The sequence below is a fragment of the Peribacillus sp. P4_B1 genome, from assembly GCF_056402395.1.
Window position 1 is genome coordinate 192,866 of the sequence record NZ_JBFUHM010000001.1, and the last position, 14,454, is coordinate 207,319.

12 protein-coding genes are annotated in these 14,454 nt (G+C 39.3%); 3 read left to right on the forward strand and 9 right to left on the reverse strand.

The window, feature by feature from the left end; all coding sequences use genetic code 11:
* Positions 1-205: 205 nt before the first annotated feature.
* Positions 206-568, forward strand: coding sequence for a YugN family protein (locus AC1DVK_RS00960; RefSeq protein WP_061462299.1), 363 nt, complete (start codon positions 206-208; stop codon positions 566-568).
* 108 nt (positions 569-676) lie between these two features.
* Here the strand turns inward: AC1DVK_RS00960 and AC1DVK_RS00965 are convergent, their stop codons facing one another.
* The 7 genes from AC1DVK_RS00965 to cyoE all read right to left on the reverse strand — a co-directional run bounded on the left by AC1DVK_RS00965 (position 677) and on the right by cyoE (position 7,575).
* A complete protein-coding gene (locus AC1DVK_RS00965) occupies positions 677-1,138 on the reverse strand; it encodes a DUF420 domain-containing protein (protein WP_061462298.1) in 462 nt (153 codons plus the stop codon).
* A gap of 238 nt (positions 1,139-1,376) precedes the next feature.
* The gene (ctaG, locus tag AC1DVK_RS00970) at positions 1,377-2,279 is read right to left on the reverse strand and encodes a cytochrome c oxidase assembly factor CtaG (protein WP_061462297.1); all 903 of its coding nucleotides are present in this window, start codon (positions 2,277-2,279) and stop codon (positions 1,377-1,379) included.
* A 148-nt stretch (positions 2,280-2,427) separates the two neighbouring features.
* Positions 2,428-2,763: a cytochrome c oxidase subunit IVB gene (ctaF, locus tag AC1DVK_RS00975; protein WP_089362394.1), complete on the reverse strand. Its 336-nt coding sequence runs from the start codon at positions 2,761-2,763 to the stop codon at positions 2,428-2,430.
* Positions 2,764-2,766: 3 nt separating this feature from the next.
* On the reverse strand, positions 2,767-3,396 hold the full coding sequence (locus AC1DVK_RS00980; protein WP_410860230.1) for a cytochrome (ubi)quinol oxidase subunit III: 630 nt from the start codon (positions 3,394-3,396) through the stop codon (positions 2,767-2,769).
* On the reverse strand, positions 3,396-5,267 hold the full coding sequence (gene ctaD / locus AC1DVK_RS00985; protein ID WP_410860229.1) for a cytochrome c oxidase subunit I: 1,872 nt from the start codon (positions 5,265-5,267) through the stop codon (positions 3,396-3,398). The genes AC1DVK_RS00980 and ctaD overlap by 1 nt, the downstream gene beginning before the upstream one ends.
* Positions 5,268-5,291: 24 nt before the next feature.
* Positions 5,292-6,374, reverse strand: a complete 1,083-nt coding sequence (coxB, locus tag AC1DVK_RS00990) for a cytochrome c oxidase subunit II (protein ID WP_061462293.1) — start codon at positions 6,372-6,374, stop codon at positions 5,292-5,294.
* A 262-nt stretch (positions 6,375-6,636) separates the two neighbouring features.
* On the reverse strand, positions 6,637-7,575 hold the full coding sequence (gene cyoE, locus AC1DVK_RS00995) for a heme o synthase (RefSeq protein ID WP_061462292.1): 939 nt from the start codon (positions 7,573-7,575) through the stop codon (positions 6,637-6,639).
* Between the two features lie 605 nt (positions 7,576-8,180).
* On the opposite strand from cyoE, the gene AC1DVK_RS01000 reads away from it, so the two are divergent.
* A complete protein-coding gene (locus AC1DVK_RS01000; protein WP_089362391.1) occupies positions 8,181-9,167 on the forward strand; it encodes a COX15/CtaA family protein in 987 nt (328 codons plus the stop codon).
* Between the two features lie 183 nt (positions 9,168-9,350).
* Here the strand turns inward: AC1DVK_RS01000 and pyc are convergent, their stop codons facing one another.
* On the reverse strand, positions 9,351-12,788 hold the full coding sequence (gene pyc, locus AC1DVK_RS01005) for a pyruvate carboxylase (RefSeq protein WP_089362390.1): 3,438 nt from the start codon (positions 12,786-12,788) through the stop codon (positions 9,351-9,353).
* Between the two features lie 616 nt (positions 12,789-13,404).
* The gene (locus tag AC1DVK_RS01010; RefSeq protein ID WP_034313996.1) at positions 13,405-13,686 is read right to left on the reverse strand and encodes an Fpa/YlaN family protein; all 282 of its coding nucleotides are present in this window, start codon (positions 13,684-13,686) and stop codon (positions 13,405-13,407) included.
* Between the two features lie 221 nt (positions 13,687-13,907).
* Here AC1DVK_RS01010 and AC1DVK_RS01015 point away from each other — a divergent pair, with 221 nt between their 5' ends.
* Positions 13,908-14,411, forward strand: coding sequence for a hypothetical protein (locus AC1DVK_RS01015; protein ID WP_089362389.1), 504 nt, complete (start codon positions 13,908-13,910; stop codon positions 14,409-14,411).
* Positions 14,412-14,454: the final 43 nt, after the last annotated feature.

Consider the following 14,454-nt stretch of genomic DNA (forward strand, 5'->3'; position numbering starts at 1 on the left):
AAATTTATTTTAAAGTGGAACTTTTGTGAATCATTAAAATACCGTGGTTGAGTTCATTGCAACTTCCACCATTTCGTACTATTATAAAATATAGGATAAAATGGTATATTATAAACATACTTGGAGATTTTTAATATATTCATGTACATAATATTTTCCCGGTATGTCATTTTAATTCCCAATAGAAACATAGGAGGTACTATTCGTGAAATTTGAAAGCTTTGGAATCGAAAACATCACAGCCGACTTAAACCGATTAGATGACCTAATGCCGCAATATGGTTTAATACGTGCCGAACAATGGGATTACGAAAGAGTCAGTTACGATCGTAAGTTCGAATTAAAAGAAGGAACGTTTTACCTGCGAATACTTGGCTATGCTACAGAGGGCGATGTAGGCGCTCACAGAGCCGTCATCAAACTAATGGTTCCTCTATTAGGAAAACATTATTATCCACACGGAGTTGAATATGGCGAAGGGGAGGACTTCCCTGCATCATTAGTTAAACAAAGTGAAAAAATCCTCGCTCAGATCAAAGAAGAACTTACACAATTCACCGGCCTGTAAAAGCCGTTAGTAAAAAGTGCGGTACAAGGGAGCGGATCATGAGTGATGCTCTCTTTTTTTCCATTACAAAAGCCTGATGCTTTTTTTGCATCAGGCTTCTTCATCATTTTAAAATCCTAGGATCGCCTTTATTAAAGATGTTGTTTCGCCGCCATGATAGATGACATAAAGCAGGATGTAAACGGCTACTCCAGTAATCCCAGTGAAAAACCAAATGATGCTTGTCGTAGGTCCGATTTTTTTATGAATGGCGAATTTACCTTTAAACCCAGTGGTAAGCATGATGATCCCCAAAACAGCTCCAGTTGTAGCAAGTGTTATATGGAAGATTAAAAAAATCGTATAATAAATTTTAATGTCATCCGGTCCACCAAATGACGTACTGCCAATAAAGACCGTACGAGTAAGATATATAGTGAAAAAGATTACCGCAAAAACCGCAGCTACCATCATGGTTTTTTTATGAGTCTCGATTTTGCGTTGTTTAATTTGATACCAGCCTATTGCAACAGTGATGGCACTTAATACAATGAAGGCTGTACTTATCGTTGGAAGGATTGGTAAAGACATATGAATTGTAGTCCTCTCTTTATTTATTAATCAACTACCATTTTATAAAAGGTAATCATAAATTTCAATAAAATCAAGTATTTTTAACAGAATGCTCACTTTTATGGTGATATCCAAGACAAAACACTGGCTATTTGCTTAGCGATAACCATTTACAATGTCACCGGTAAAACCTAGCAGGCAATGACAACATATAAAAAACTTGCCTCCCCCCCAAGACAAGTCTTTTATGGTACAACTATTCCACATGCTGAAATTCCGAAGGTATCGGATCGATTTCATTTTGTCCGCCATTCTCCTTTTTGAACCAAGCAAAGAAAATGACACCTAATACATAGCCTAATACGATTTCTTGGATCACCTTCATAAGAACCCCACCAAGCTGTTGATCCTCAAGCAATGGCAGTCCATTGAACATTTCTGGACCGCTGAGTGTCAAACCCGACAGTGCTGAAGCGGGAACGCAAAGTTCCATGGCACTTGCCCAAGATTCCGCATTGGTAAACGTATCATACATCGGATCATTAGCAAAAATGATTAAAGCGCAGGCTGGGGTCATTAAAATGCCACTGCCGAAAATATAAGCTACTTTTTTTACACCTGTTAGACTTTCGTGTTCTGGCAATTGATTGACAAGTGGGAACCACATCAAAACTGCAGTAGTAAATAATAGCACCGTATATCCGGCATGTATCCACATCCCCGTTTTGATAAAGTCGAACACTAACGGGATATGGTACAACGAGAAAAGGACATTAAATAGTAAAAGGGCGACAAGCGGTCTCGTGAAAAATTGAAATAACGCCTTCACTCCCCTTGAATTTATGAAAGTTCTCAATAGCCAATCCGGAATCGCAATGATAAATAAAGGCGGAATCACAAGATAGAGCAATGCCATTTGAAACATGTGGGCACTGAACATAATGTGACTCAATAAATCCAGTGGCGAACCCTTTACCACATAAAGCAGGAACATGGCTGTTAAAAAATAAGTTGTCTGTTTAACGGAAAGCGGTGAACTGCCTGAAAACGCCTTCCCTTTTTTTGTCACAAACAAAAAATAGCCAAGGGTTATAAGTACGAGGGCGGCAAAATAATAAGGACTCCACAAAGCGCGAAATCCGAAAATATCAATGGACAAAAAATCACCTCGTTCAAAACAATTTTCTTACTTTCATTATAACTAAAATGAAACATGATAACAAATATAGATAAACTTGGATTCTTTTTCTAGTGAATCAACACATAAAGAAAACCGGCTATCATTCAATAGCCGATTTTCTTATGGTTTATAACCAAACGATCGTTGTGAAAACAAGGACAGTTATTAAGCCGACTGCAAGGCCAGAAAATAAAAACAATGCAATGGTACCATGCCCTTTGTGCTTCATGTGCATAAAATAATACAATTGGAAAACCACTTGTATGACTGCCAGTAGCAAAATGACTGGTTTAATGAACCAATGTGAAAACCCTTCGATTCCTACTGCAGCAAAAGCAAGTAATGTAAAGAAAATCATTAGTATAAATGTTATCACTTGATGTTTCATCTCTTCAGCATTTTTCTTACGGCGATATTTTAAATCGACATTCGGGTTCGCTGAATTTGATTGATCATTCGCCATCAGTTATCCCACCATTCCCATTAAGTATACGACTGTAAAGATAAACACCCAGACTACGTCAATGAAATGCCAATAAAGACTCGCAACAAAAAATTTAGGAGCGTTATATAAATTCAAACCCCTTCCTGCATTACGTACCATTAGAGTTATGATCCAAAGCAAACCGAAAGCAACGTGTCCTCCGTGAAAACCAACTAAAGTATAAAACGCAGAGCCGAAGGCACTACTCGTAAATGTATGATGGAATTCATGAACATAGTGATTAAATTCATAAATCTCGAGGGCTAAGAAACCAAAACCAAGGGCAACCGTAATAACAAGCCATGCCTGCATTTGTTTAAAGTGGTTATTTTTCATATGATACATCGCATACACACTAGTCAATGAACTGGTCAATAATAGCATGGTTGCAACAAAAGTAAGCGGTAGCTCGAATAAGTCTTTTGCTAGGGCTGCGTCACCATTTGGAACTTTATCCTTCAATGCAAGGTAAGTTGCAAATAGTGAGGCGAATAATACCGTCTCTCCACCAAGAAACAACCAGAATCCCAAATACTTATTTTTACCTTCTAAAGTCGCTTTCTCGGGAGAAGCAGGCCAAGTAGCATCCGTGAATCTTTCATCTGCTTGCATTATGCCTTACCTCCCTTGTCTTTATCGTCCATAAGCTCTTCTTTATGAATATGGTATCCATGATCGTCTTTAACGGAACGGATAAACATTGAACCAAATGTCACCAAAAGTCCAACAATGATAATAGACAGTGTCCACGACTTATCATCCATATGGTATAAAGCACCGAATGCTGCTATAAATAAACCGGAAGCAGTCGTCAGAGGAAGAATGGATGAATTTGGCATATGGATATCCCCAAGTGGTTCTGCAGGAGTCATTTCCTTTTTACCTTCCATTTTTTCAACCCAATAAGGATCTAATCCGCGGACTAGCGGCAATTGTTTAAAATTATAAAAAGGCGGTGGTGATGGAATGGCCCATTCAAGCGTACGGCCATCTCCCCATGGATCATTTCCGACTTTTTCATTCTTCACAGATGTAATGATGATATTGATGACCATAACCAAGACACCAAATGCCATCAAAAAGGCTCCAACAGTACTAATCATATTACCTGTATTGAGACCTTGATTGTCCAAGAATGTAAATACGCGACGAGGCATCCCCATCAGACCTAAGAAATGTTGGATGAAGAATGTTAAATGGAAACCAATCAAAAACGTCCAAAATGTGATTTTCCCCAATTTTTCGCTTAACATAGTTCCAAACATCTTCGGCCAATAGAAATTGATTCCAGCCAGTAAACCTAATACAACCCCACCGACGATTACATAGTGGAAATGGGCAACAACGAAATAACTATCATGGTATTGATAATCAGCAGGTGCTGATGCAAGCATGATACCTGTCACGCCACCCATTGTAAAAGTAGGAATAAAGGCAACTGCATAAAGCATCGGGACCGTGAACTTAACGCTTCCTCCCCACATCGTAAAGATCCAGTTGAATATCTTAATACCAGTTGGTACAGCGATAGCCATAGTCGCTACGGCAAAGATTGCATTGGCAATAGGACCTAGACCAGTGGTAAACATATGATGGGCCCAAACCATGAAACCTAAGAAACCGATTAATACGGTTGCAAAAACCATCGATGAATAACCAAATAATCTTTTTCTGGAGAATGTTGCAAAAATTTCTGAAAAAATACCGAACGCTGGAAGAATCAGAATATATACTTCCGGGTGACCGAATATCCAGAATAAATGCTCCCAAATAATCGTATTTCCCCCTGCTGCTACATCAAAGAAATTCGCGCCAAACATCCGATCGAACATCATTAACACCAATCCCACGGTAAGCGGAGGAAAAGCGAATAATATCAACGCAGAAACAACGAAAGTTGACCATGTAAACAGCGGCATACGCATATATGTCATACCAGGCGCACGCATATTAATAATGGTTACAAGGAAATTGATCCCTGCAATTAGTGTTCCAAAACCCGATATTTGTAGTCCGAGGACATAAAAATCAATGCCATGGCCTTCGGAATGCAGGGAAAGTGATGCATACGATGTCCAGCCTGCATCAGGAGCGCCCCCTAAAAACCATGAAAGATTTAAAAAGATTCCCCCAAAGAAAAATAACCAAAAACCTAATGAGTTCAAATATGGGAACGCAACATCACGTGCCCCTATCTGTAATGGTACAACCGCATTCATAACAGCAAATACTAATGGCATGGCCGCCAGAAATATCATTGTCGTACCGTGCATGGTCAAAATTTCATTATAAAATCCGGCACTTACGAAGTCATTATTTGGGATTGCAAGCTGGATACGGATAAACATCGCTTCCAAACCGCCGATTACAAAGAATAACCCGCCAGAGATAAGATATAAAATGGCGATTTTCTTATGGTCTACCGTCGTCAGATAATCCCAAATCGTAGCGCCAAATCCTTTTTTATTAGCGTACGTACTCACGATTTAACCTCCTTAATCAATGTTCTATTTTTCTTCCACCTTAAGCTCTAAAAGATAGGCAGCCAGTGCATTAATATCTGAATCTGAAAGTTGGCCGTAAGTACCGGTCATTGTGTTACCCGGTTTATACTTCTCAGGATCCTTGATCCATTTTTTCACATTTTCTTCCGTGTGATCCAATACGCCAGCTATTTTTTGACGTTCACCGAATGTAGCCAGATTCGGTGCCTGACGAGCAGCCTCAGGCCTGCTGTCATTTGGTGTCACCGCATGACAACCTATACAACTTTGATTAAAGACATCTTCACCCTGTTTTGCTAGATCACCTTCCACGACAGGTTCTTTTGCGGCTTTCATATCTTTAGTCCAAGCTACAAAGTCGCTTTTAGACTTCGGTACGACCTTAAAATCCATCAAGGCATGGGAAGGACCGCAAAGTTCAGCACATTTCCCGTAAAATAAGTTGTTCGAATCTTCTGCCTTTTCACTATCGAATTCTAAGAAAAACTGATTGACCCCATCTGTATTTGTATCCATCTTTCCTCCGGCAGCCGGTATCCAGAATGAATGCTTAACATCAGAAGCAGTAAGATTGAAGTACACTTTTTGATCGGTAGGCACAACCAGATCCTGACTTGTGACAACGCCAAGGTCAGGATATTCAAACTCCCACCAATAAAGATTTGCCCTAACATTCACGACAAGGGCATCCTTCGTTTTTCCATCCTTATCTTTCTTATCCATTGCCTTTGTGTCAGCTAGGTCGAATGTAGTGACGACGGTCGGAACAGCCAGAACAATTAAAAGAAGAATAGGAATAACAGTCCAGATAATTTCAAGTTTATGACTTCCTTCAATTTGTTTCGGTATTGTTTCGTCGCCTTTCTTCCGACGGAAGCGCAGTAAAACTACAACGAACAAAATAATCACAACAATAATTACCAGAACCATGATTAGTGTACTCAATATCAGTAAGTCATACTGAGATTGCGCAACATTGCCTGCTGGCTTCAGTGCGGATAGAAATGGTTCGCCACAGCCCGAAAGGACAAGTCCTACAATTCCCAGCAAAGCAATTAGGCGCCATTTGTGCAGCCTTTTTTTCATAGCTTCAGAAACCCCTCTTTCGTCAAAATTTTCTCACAAAAATAAAAATGGGCGCAATTGCGAATATTCTCTCTATGTCAATTTCTAAAAAGAAAGAATCCCTAATTTAAGGAATTATTATGATGATTCATGTAACCACCCTTATGAATGATCCTGTTGAAGTTCTCCGTTAATATGTATGAATGGCGGTCAATGCATTATATATAAGTAAGCTGCAGCCTGTAAAAAAACAGGCCGCGCAGCAACTTTTATTTAACAAAAACTAGATGAGTGTGACGATAACCATAGCTACAAATAAAATGGTCATATAATTTAAAGAATAAACAAACATGGATGTAGCCCATTTAACATCATCTTTCTTCCTATACCCCTTAATCCCCAAAATAAGCCAACCTGTGCTCAATAATGCAGCAAGAATAACCAGTGGAGTTCCTAATGGAGTTAAAAAGAAAGGAACGAACATTAAACAGATGATCCATAACATGATTGATCTTTTTGCGGCCTTGAATCCTTTTACAACCGGAAGCATTGGTACCCCCGCTGCACGATATTCTTCGACACGCCTCATTGCAAGTGCATAAAAATGAGGAGGCTGCCACAAGAACATGATCGCGAACAGGACCCAAGCGATCGTATCAAGGCTCGGGTCGACGGCAGCCCACCCGATAAGTGGAGGTACAGCTCCTGATATACTGCCTATTATCGTATTCGAGACAAATCTCCGTTTAAAAACCATGGTATATAAGACAACATAGGCGAAGACGCCGAATGCACCAAGTATAGCAGTTGTCATATTAGTCAAAGCAAGCAATACCAGTCCTGCAGCAATTAAGCCAAAGCTTAACGCCAATACCTTTGAAGGCTGTACTTTACCAGTTACCGTTGGCCGGTTTTTCGTTCTTTCCATTAAATGATCGATATCACGGTCATAATAATTATTGAAACTGCAGGAACCTGCCATTATGAGCGCCGAACCTGCAAGTGTATAAAACACTACATCAAGATTACTTAAGAAGCTAAGCCCCGAAAAATGAAGGGCTAACCATACGCCGGTAAAAGCTGTAATTATATTTGAATTGACAATCCCCACTTTTATAAGTGCGAGAAAATCCTTCCAAGCTGTTGTTTCCGGTATATCCGATTGAAGGGCGGCTTTACTGTCCTTCATGACAGCATCTGACAAACCCCTTGTTTCTGACATTTGTTTTCCTCCTTTAAATCATTCAGCACAGACGCAAATGCAAAAAATGCCTACTTACATATGCTATAGAACATTATTTCATACTTTTTGATATTTGTAACCAAGGAAGCGTACACAAAAAGTAAATTATTTACCAATGGCCGTTGTAAATGGAATCCATCGAGAGCTTTCATTCTTAATATCATGCTTAAAAACAGTAAAATTTAGTAAAATCATTTCTTCAATATATTAAAACACATTTTTGGAAGGTTTTGTGAAAATTTTTCGGTTATTTTTTGACCAATTTGTGTCTCAATACTTTCAATTCACTTGTTAGATGTTCATCAAGAACATGAATAGTATGCTGTTATCATCATCCCCTAGGCTCTGTCCCTATTTTGGTCCTACTTGAAGGTATACACTCCCTTTATTTCTATCAAAGTCTTTTGTAACTTTCAACTATTTCCGGCATTTTAATTAATAGCAATTATATTAACTGAACTTGTAAAATCATTCTAAATTGTGTAATATCGAGGAAGTTCGACAAATATTATGAAAAGTCTTATGCTATTATTAATTTTATTGAACAACCTATTTTGGCTACAGAGAAAAAGGTGGGACTACTAGTGAAATCGTCTCTTAAATGGTTTGCTGTTTTAACTACGATTGTAATGCTTTTCATCTTACTGGGTGGAGCTTTAGTCACGAAGACGGATTCCGGCATGGGATGCGGCAGGTCCTGGCCATTATGCAATGGCCAATTGATCCCAGACAAAATCACGTTAGAATTGGTCATTGAGCTTTCACATCGACTCGTATCAGGTGCCGGGGGGTTCTTGGTTTTAATTTTATCGTATTTGTCCTGGCGAAAAATCGGCCATATCCGTGAAGCACGTTTCTTATCCGTCCTTTCTTTTGGTTTTCTGTTATTACAAGGGTTGATTGGAGCTGCTGCCGTCCTTTGGTCTCAATCCGATTTCGTCCTTGCCCTTCATTTTGGCATATCACTCATTTCCTTTGCTGCCGTCTTTTTACTGACACTATTGATTTTTGAAGTCGACAAGAAGTTCGAAGCCGAAAAACTTATAGTTGATAAACGAATGAAATTCCATATTATTGGCGTATTGATTTTTTGTCTGGTAGTCGTATATACGGGTGCTCTCGTAAGGCATACGGAATCCAGTCTAATCTGTAAGGATTGGCCTTTATGTGTAAATGACAGCCTCGCGCTCCCCTCCAACCTTTATGAGTGGATTCAGATGGGGCACCGTGCAATTGCTGGCGCTATTTTCATTTGGGTTTCCTATGTGGCTTATATTGCAAAAAAATATTACAGGGATCAAAAAGTGTTGTATGGCGGTTGGATTGCTGCATTCATTCTCGTTTTTTTACAGGTTACCGCTGGAGCCTTTATAATTTTCTCAAGGCAGAACTTATATATCGCATTGGCACACGCTTTATTCATTGCCTGCTTTTTTGGTGTAATGAGCTATTTGATGCTACTGACTTCAAGAAGCAAAAAAAATGCCCTGGCCAAGCAAAAAGGGAGCCCCACCCACACGGTCAAAAGGCAGGGTGAACACGATATAACGCCAACGATACCCGCCCGTTAATGTCTGATTGTTCAATCAATAAGATAATAAGGTAAAACAAAAACCACCATAATGGTGGTTTTTGTTTTACCTTAAAGAGAGACCCGAGTGACCGTACATTGCCTAAAAGAGGGTACAGAGCAGCTTGAAACCTCAAGCATACCATTTACACCCGAAATCATTTACAAGCTCACAGTCACGGTATTACTTAGTTATTTCAATCAATAAATCACCAGTACTGATCGCTTCTCCATCTTTTACATAGATGTCTTTAATGGTCCCAGAGAATGGCGCTTGTACGGTAGTTTCCATTTTCATCGCTTCCGTAATGATCAGGTGATCACCCTGTTTGACCTGATCGCCTTTCTCTACTACTACACGAATAACCGTACCTGGCATTGTCGCACCGATTTGTTCTTTATTTTTAGGGTCAGCTTTCATTTTTGATATAACGGAAGATTTAATGTTTTCATCCTTGATGATCACTTCACGTGATTGACCATTCAACTCAAAATACACGACCCGTGTTCCATCAGCCAATGGTTGACCGATTGAAACTAATTTAACGATGAGCGTTTTACCCTTTTCAATTTCGACTTCGATTTCTTCACCTAGCCTCATACCATATAAGAAAGTCGCGGTATCAAGGTTGGAAACATCTCCAAACAGCTCAATTGTTTTATTGTAGTCCAAGAACACTTTTGGATATAGGGCGTAAGCAAGCGCATCGAAATCAGTGACAGCCCGTCCCAATTCCTTGAATAATTCTTCTTTAAGGGAAGTAAAGTCCACTTCCTCCAATAATTCACCCGGTCTTACTGTTATAGGTTTTTTCCCTTTCAGGATAACCTCCTGAAGCTCTTCAGGGAATCCACCAACAGGCTGACCCAGATAGCCTTCGAATAACTCTATGACTGAATCAGGGAAATCGATGGATTTGCCTTTTGTCAGAACATCTTCTTCAGAAAGGTTATTTTGCACCATGAATAAGGCCATGTCTCCTACAACTTTGGATGAAGGCGTTACTTTTACGATATCTCCGAACATTACATTGACGCGCTGGTACATTTCTTTCACTTCATTCCAGCGATCTCCCAGCCCCACAGCTTTAGCTTGCTGCTGCAGATTACTATATTGACCGCCAGGCATCTCGTGTTTATACACTTCGGTATGAGGTGCATTCATGCCACTTTCGAAGTCATGGTAGAATTTTCTTACCTCTCCCCAGTATTCGCCTAACCGCTCTAGTGAATCGACTTCCAATTTAGGCTGTCTGCTTGACCCCTCCAGAGCATAATGAAGCGTTTGTACACTTGGCTGCGAAGTAAGGCCAGCTAAAGACCCAATCGCCGTATCAACGATATCCACACCAGCTTCAATCGCTTTTGAATACATGAAAATTCCATTTCCGCTTGTATCATGAGTATGCAAATGGATCGGAAGGGATGTAGTTTCTTTCAGTTCCGATACAAGTCGGTAAGCAGCATCCGGTTTCAAGAGGCCAGCCATATCCTTGATCGCTAAAATATGGGCACCGGCATTTTCTAATTCCACCGCCATATTTTTATAGTATCCGATATTATATTTACTGCGTGATGGATCATTCAAATCCCCGGTATAACAAATGGCCGCTTCCGCAATTTTGCCGGATTGACGGACTGCATCAATAGCCACTTCCATCCCTTTAACCCAGTTTAAACTATCGAAAATCCGGAAAACATCAATGCCAGCATCCGCTGATTTCTCGACGAATTCACGAATGACATTATCAGGGTAATTTTTATAACCAACTGCATTTGAAGCCCTTAAAAGCATTTGTAAAAGGACATTCGGTGCTTTTTTCCTGAAACTTAACAGCCTGTCCCATGGATCTTCTTTCAAGAATCGATAAGCTACATCGAAAGTAGCCCCGCCCCACATTTCCATTGAAAATAAATCAGGAAGGAGTTTTGCTGTAGGCTCAGCGATATCAAGGATATCCTTCGATCTAATTCTCGTCGCCAGTAAAGATTGATGTGCATCACGGAAAGTCGTATCTGTGATCAATACCTCTTTCTGTTCTTTAATCCAATTGACCAGTCCCTCTGCACCTTGCTGTTCAAGTATATTTTTTGTACCCGAGATAAGCGGCAGGCCACCAACATTCGGAATTGGAGCTGGATCGAAAACAGGTTTTTTCTTTTTCTCGACGCCTGGGAAACCATTCACAGTTACATTTCCGATATATGAAAGCATTTTGGTCCCACGGTCTTTTCTGATTGGGAAGCTAAATAATTCCGGTGTTGAATCGATGAATGATGTATCGTATTCCCCATTTATGAATTTTTCATGTTTAACAACATTTTCAAGGAAGGGGATATTTGTTTTAATTCCACGAATCCTGAATTCCTTAAGGTTACGAACCATTTTAGAAGCTGCCTGCTCAAATGAAAGTGCATGAGTAGAAAGTTTAACGAGAAGGGAATCATAATATGGTGTGATGACTGCACCTTGGAATCCATTCCCAGCGTCCAGACGGACACCAAATCCTCCACCTGAACGATATACCATCATTTTCCCGGTATCAGGCATGAAATTATTCAACGGGTCCTCAGTGGTCACCCGTGATTGAATTGCGTATCCATGCGTTTTAATCCCTGCTTGTTCGGGGATCCCGATCTTTTTGCCATGGAGCTCATGCCCTTCGGCTACCATGATTTGAGATTGAACGATATCAATGCCCGTAATCATTTCAGTAATGGTATGTTCAACCTGCACCCGTGGATTGACTTCAATAAAGTAAAATTCGCCATTTGCCACAAGGAACTCGACCGTACCGGCATTTACATAATCAATATTCTTCGCCAACTTGACCGCTGCCTCACAAATCCTTTCCCTTAAATCCTCGGAAAGGGATACGGAAGGTGCCACTTCCACAACTTTTTGATGCCTTCTTTGAACGGAACAGTCACGTTCATATAGATGGACGATATTCCCATGAGTATCAGCCAAAATCTGAACTTCGATATGCTTTGGATTCTGTATGAATCTCTCTACATAGACTTCATCGTTACCAAAGGCTGCTTTAGCTTCTGATTTTGCGCGATCATATGCCTCTTCAACTTCTTCGATTTTTTCGACAATCCGCATTCCACGTCCGCCGCCGCCCAATGATGCTTTTATAATAATTGGAAAACCGTATTGTTTTCCAAATTCCTTTACTTCTTCAACATTGGTCACCGGTCCCTCGCTACCAGGGATGACCGGAATATCAGCTAGTTCAGCTTGTGTTCTAGCTTTCACTTTGTCACCAAACATATCTAGGTGTCTTGATTCTGGTCCGATGAAGATGATTCCTTCTTCCTCACAACGTTTCGCAAAGTCAATATTTTCTGAAAGGAAACCATAACCGGGATGAATCGCATCAACTCCGCTCATTTTGGCAATCGCGATTATGCCTTCAATATCCAGGTATGCATCAATCGGCTTTTTGCCTTCCCCAACCAAATATGCCTCATCCGCTTTATATCGGTGATAAGAACCATAATCTTCCTTCGAATAGATTGCAACTGTATGAATGTCTAATTCCGTACATGCCCGAAAAATTCGTATCGCTATTTCTCCACGATTTGCCGCAAGTACTTTTTCTATACGTTTCCCCATTGCTACCACCCTAATCAATATGTATTTTTATTGAATATATAGAAAAAAAAGCGTGATAGATTCACCACTTTTTATTCATAAGTTTATTTCCCCAAAAGGGAGACCGATCTGATAAGGCTCTTTTTGTTGCTGATGTAATTATTTCGATATATATTAATATTTTCGTTTTTTCATCCATAAATACAAAATAGGAACCTTACCAAATTAGCAAAAGAAAATTTAGTTATTATAATATATTATCAAAAGGTAATCAGTTGGATTTAAAATACAATTAATATAACCATAATACTAAAATAAACTGAATACAATAAAAAAATGAAAAATTACGAACATTCGTAGGTAAACACAAGGAATTCGCTGTTCTTTCGCCTAACGGATCGATTGTTAATTCAACAATGCCACCACAAGGTTTAAATGCTAGATTGAAAGTGTCGATGGGATTAAACTCTAAATTGAAAATTCAAAAAACAAAAAATAAAAAAAGCCTATTAAGCATATGCACATTTAATTAGTATGACATTATTTAATATAGTATAACACTTTCGACTAATAGATGTACATAAATAAAAAACTCAAACAATCATCGAGATTTGTTTGAGTTAGTATGTTTTATTTATTATTTTTTTAATGATGCTTCATGCAAAACTGACAATTCCTGTTCAAGGGTTTCCAAAAGAGATTTGCCCTCGGTTTCCTCTACCAAGCCTAAGCGTACGGCAAAATCAATTTCTCGTGATAGGCCGAACATTTGTGTATCAAGTACCTCTTCATATAAAGGACATTGAGGCATAGTGAGATTTTCCATTTGAACTTTTATCAGTTTTAGAATCTTGTCAGCATCTGCTTTTAATAAAGCATAAGCTTTTTCTCGATGATTGACAAGCATATCAGATGCCATGTTAAATCCCCCCGCTCAGAGCGATTAAATCTTATCTTTAAATTCTACCTTTAGTTTTATGAAAAAGCAAGGACATTGACAAACAATTTACCATCGAGATAGCCCACACACCCCTCAGCTGAAAATAGCCAGATATAGAAATTGTTCACCATCGTGCAGATGTGACATTTCAATTATAATTGATTATAATTATTAAAGAGCAACAGAAAGGAATGAGATATTTGGAACCCATCGTATTTATTAATGGAAAAGTGAAATATCCAATTACGCTAGATCCTGGAGTGTGGATTTTTGATGATCGTAAAGTTGAAATTGATACATATTTCCACGCTGAAAAAGTCCAAGTCAATGAATTAGAAGAATATACGATTGCCGCCTCCAAACACTGGCAAAAAGAAATACAGGAAGGCGCAACAATGCCACCCACATTAAAAACGGAACGAAAATTCGAGAAGCAAAGATTGCTGGAAGGGACCTTCGGCATCCCGTTTGAACCTTTTTTAAAAAATGCGGAACTTGAAAATGGGGTAACTGAAGTCATCGTTACGACCGATGATAAGGAACTTACATTCCCGTTGGAAGTTGCACTTGAATTTTTCCTTGGCTTTTCAAAGGATGGAAAGCCGCTTAAAGTATCCGAGGGTGGTCCTTTGGAAATTTATTTCGGAGATGCTTCCAACATCAATGATCCGATAAAAAATGTACGGTCTTTCACTGTTAAATAAGACTTAGCCCATAATGATCACAAAACTTTAAGGCAATCGGCAA

What these genes read in the sequence shown, in the direction of transcription:
- AC1DVK_RS01010 (WP_034313996.1), bottom strand. Translation starts at nt 13,686, where the DNA reads ATGGCATCTGATATGCTTGTCAATCATCGAGAAAAAGCTTATGCTTTA.
- pyc (WP_089362390.1), bottom strand. Translation starts at nt 12,788, where the DNA reads ATGGGGAAACGTATAGAAAAAGTACTTGCGGCAAATCGTGGAGAAATA.
- coxB (WP_061462293.1), bottom strand. Translation starts at nt 6,374, where the DNA reads ATGAAAAAAAGGCTGCACAAATGGCGCCTAATTGCTTTGCTGGGAATT.
- cyoE (WP_061462292.1), bottom strand. Translation starts at nt 7,575, where the DNA reads ATGTCAGAAACAAGGGGTTTGTCAGATGCTGTCATGAAGGACAGTAAA.
- AC1DVK_RS00980 (WP_410860230.1), bottom strand. Translation starts at nt 3,396, where the DNA reads ATGCAAGCAGATGAAAGATTCACGGATGCTACTTGGCCTGCTTCTCCC.
- AC1DVK_RS00965 (WP_061462298.1), bottom strand. Translation starts at nt 1,138, where the DNA reads ATGTCTTTACCAATCCTTCCAACGATAAGTACAGCCTTCATTGTATTA.
- ctaF (WP_089362394.1), bottom strand. Translation starts at nt 2,763, where the DNA reads ATGGCGAATGATCAATCAAATTCAGCGAACCCGAATGTCGATTTAAAA.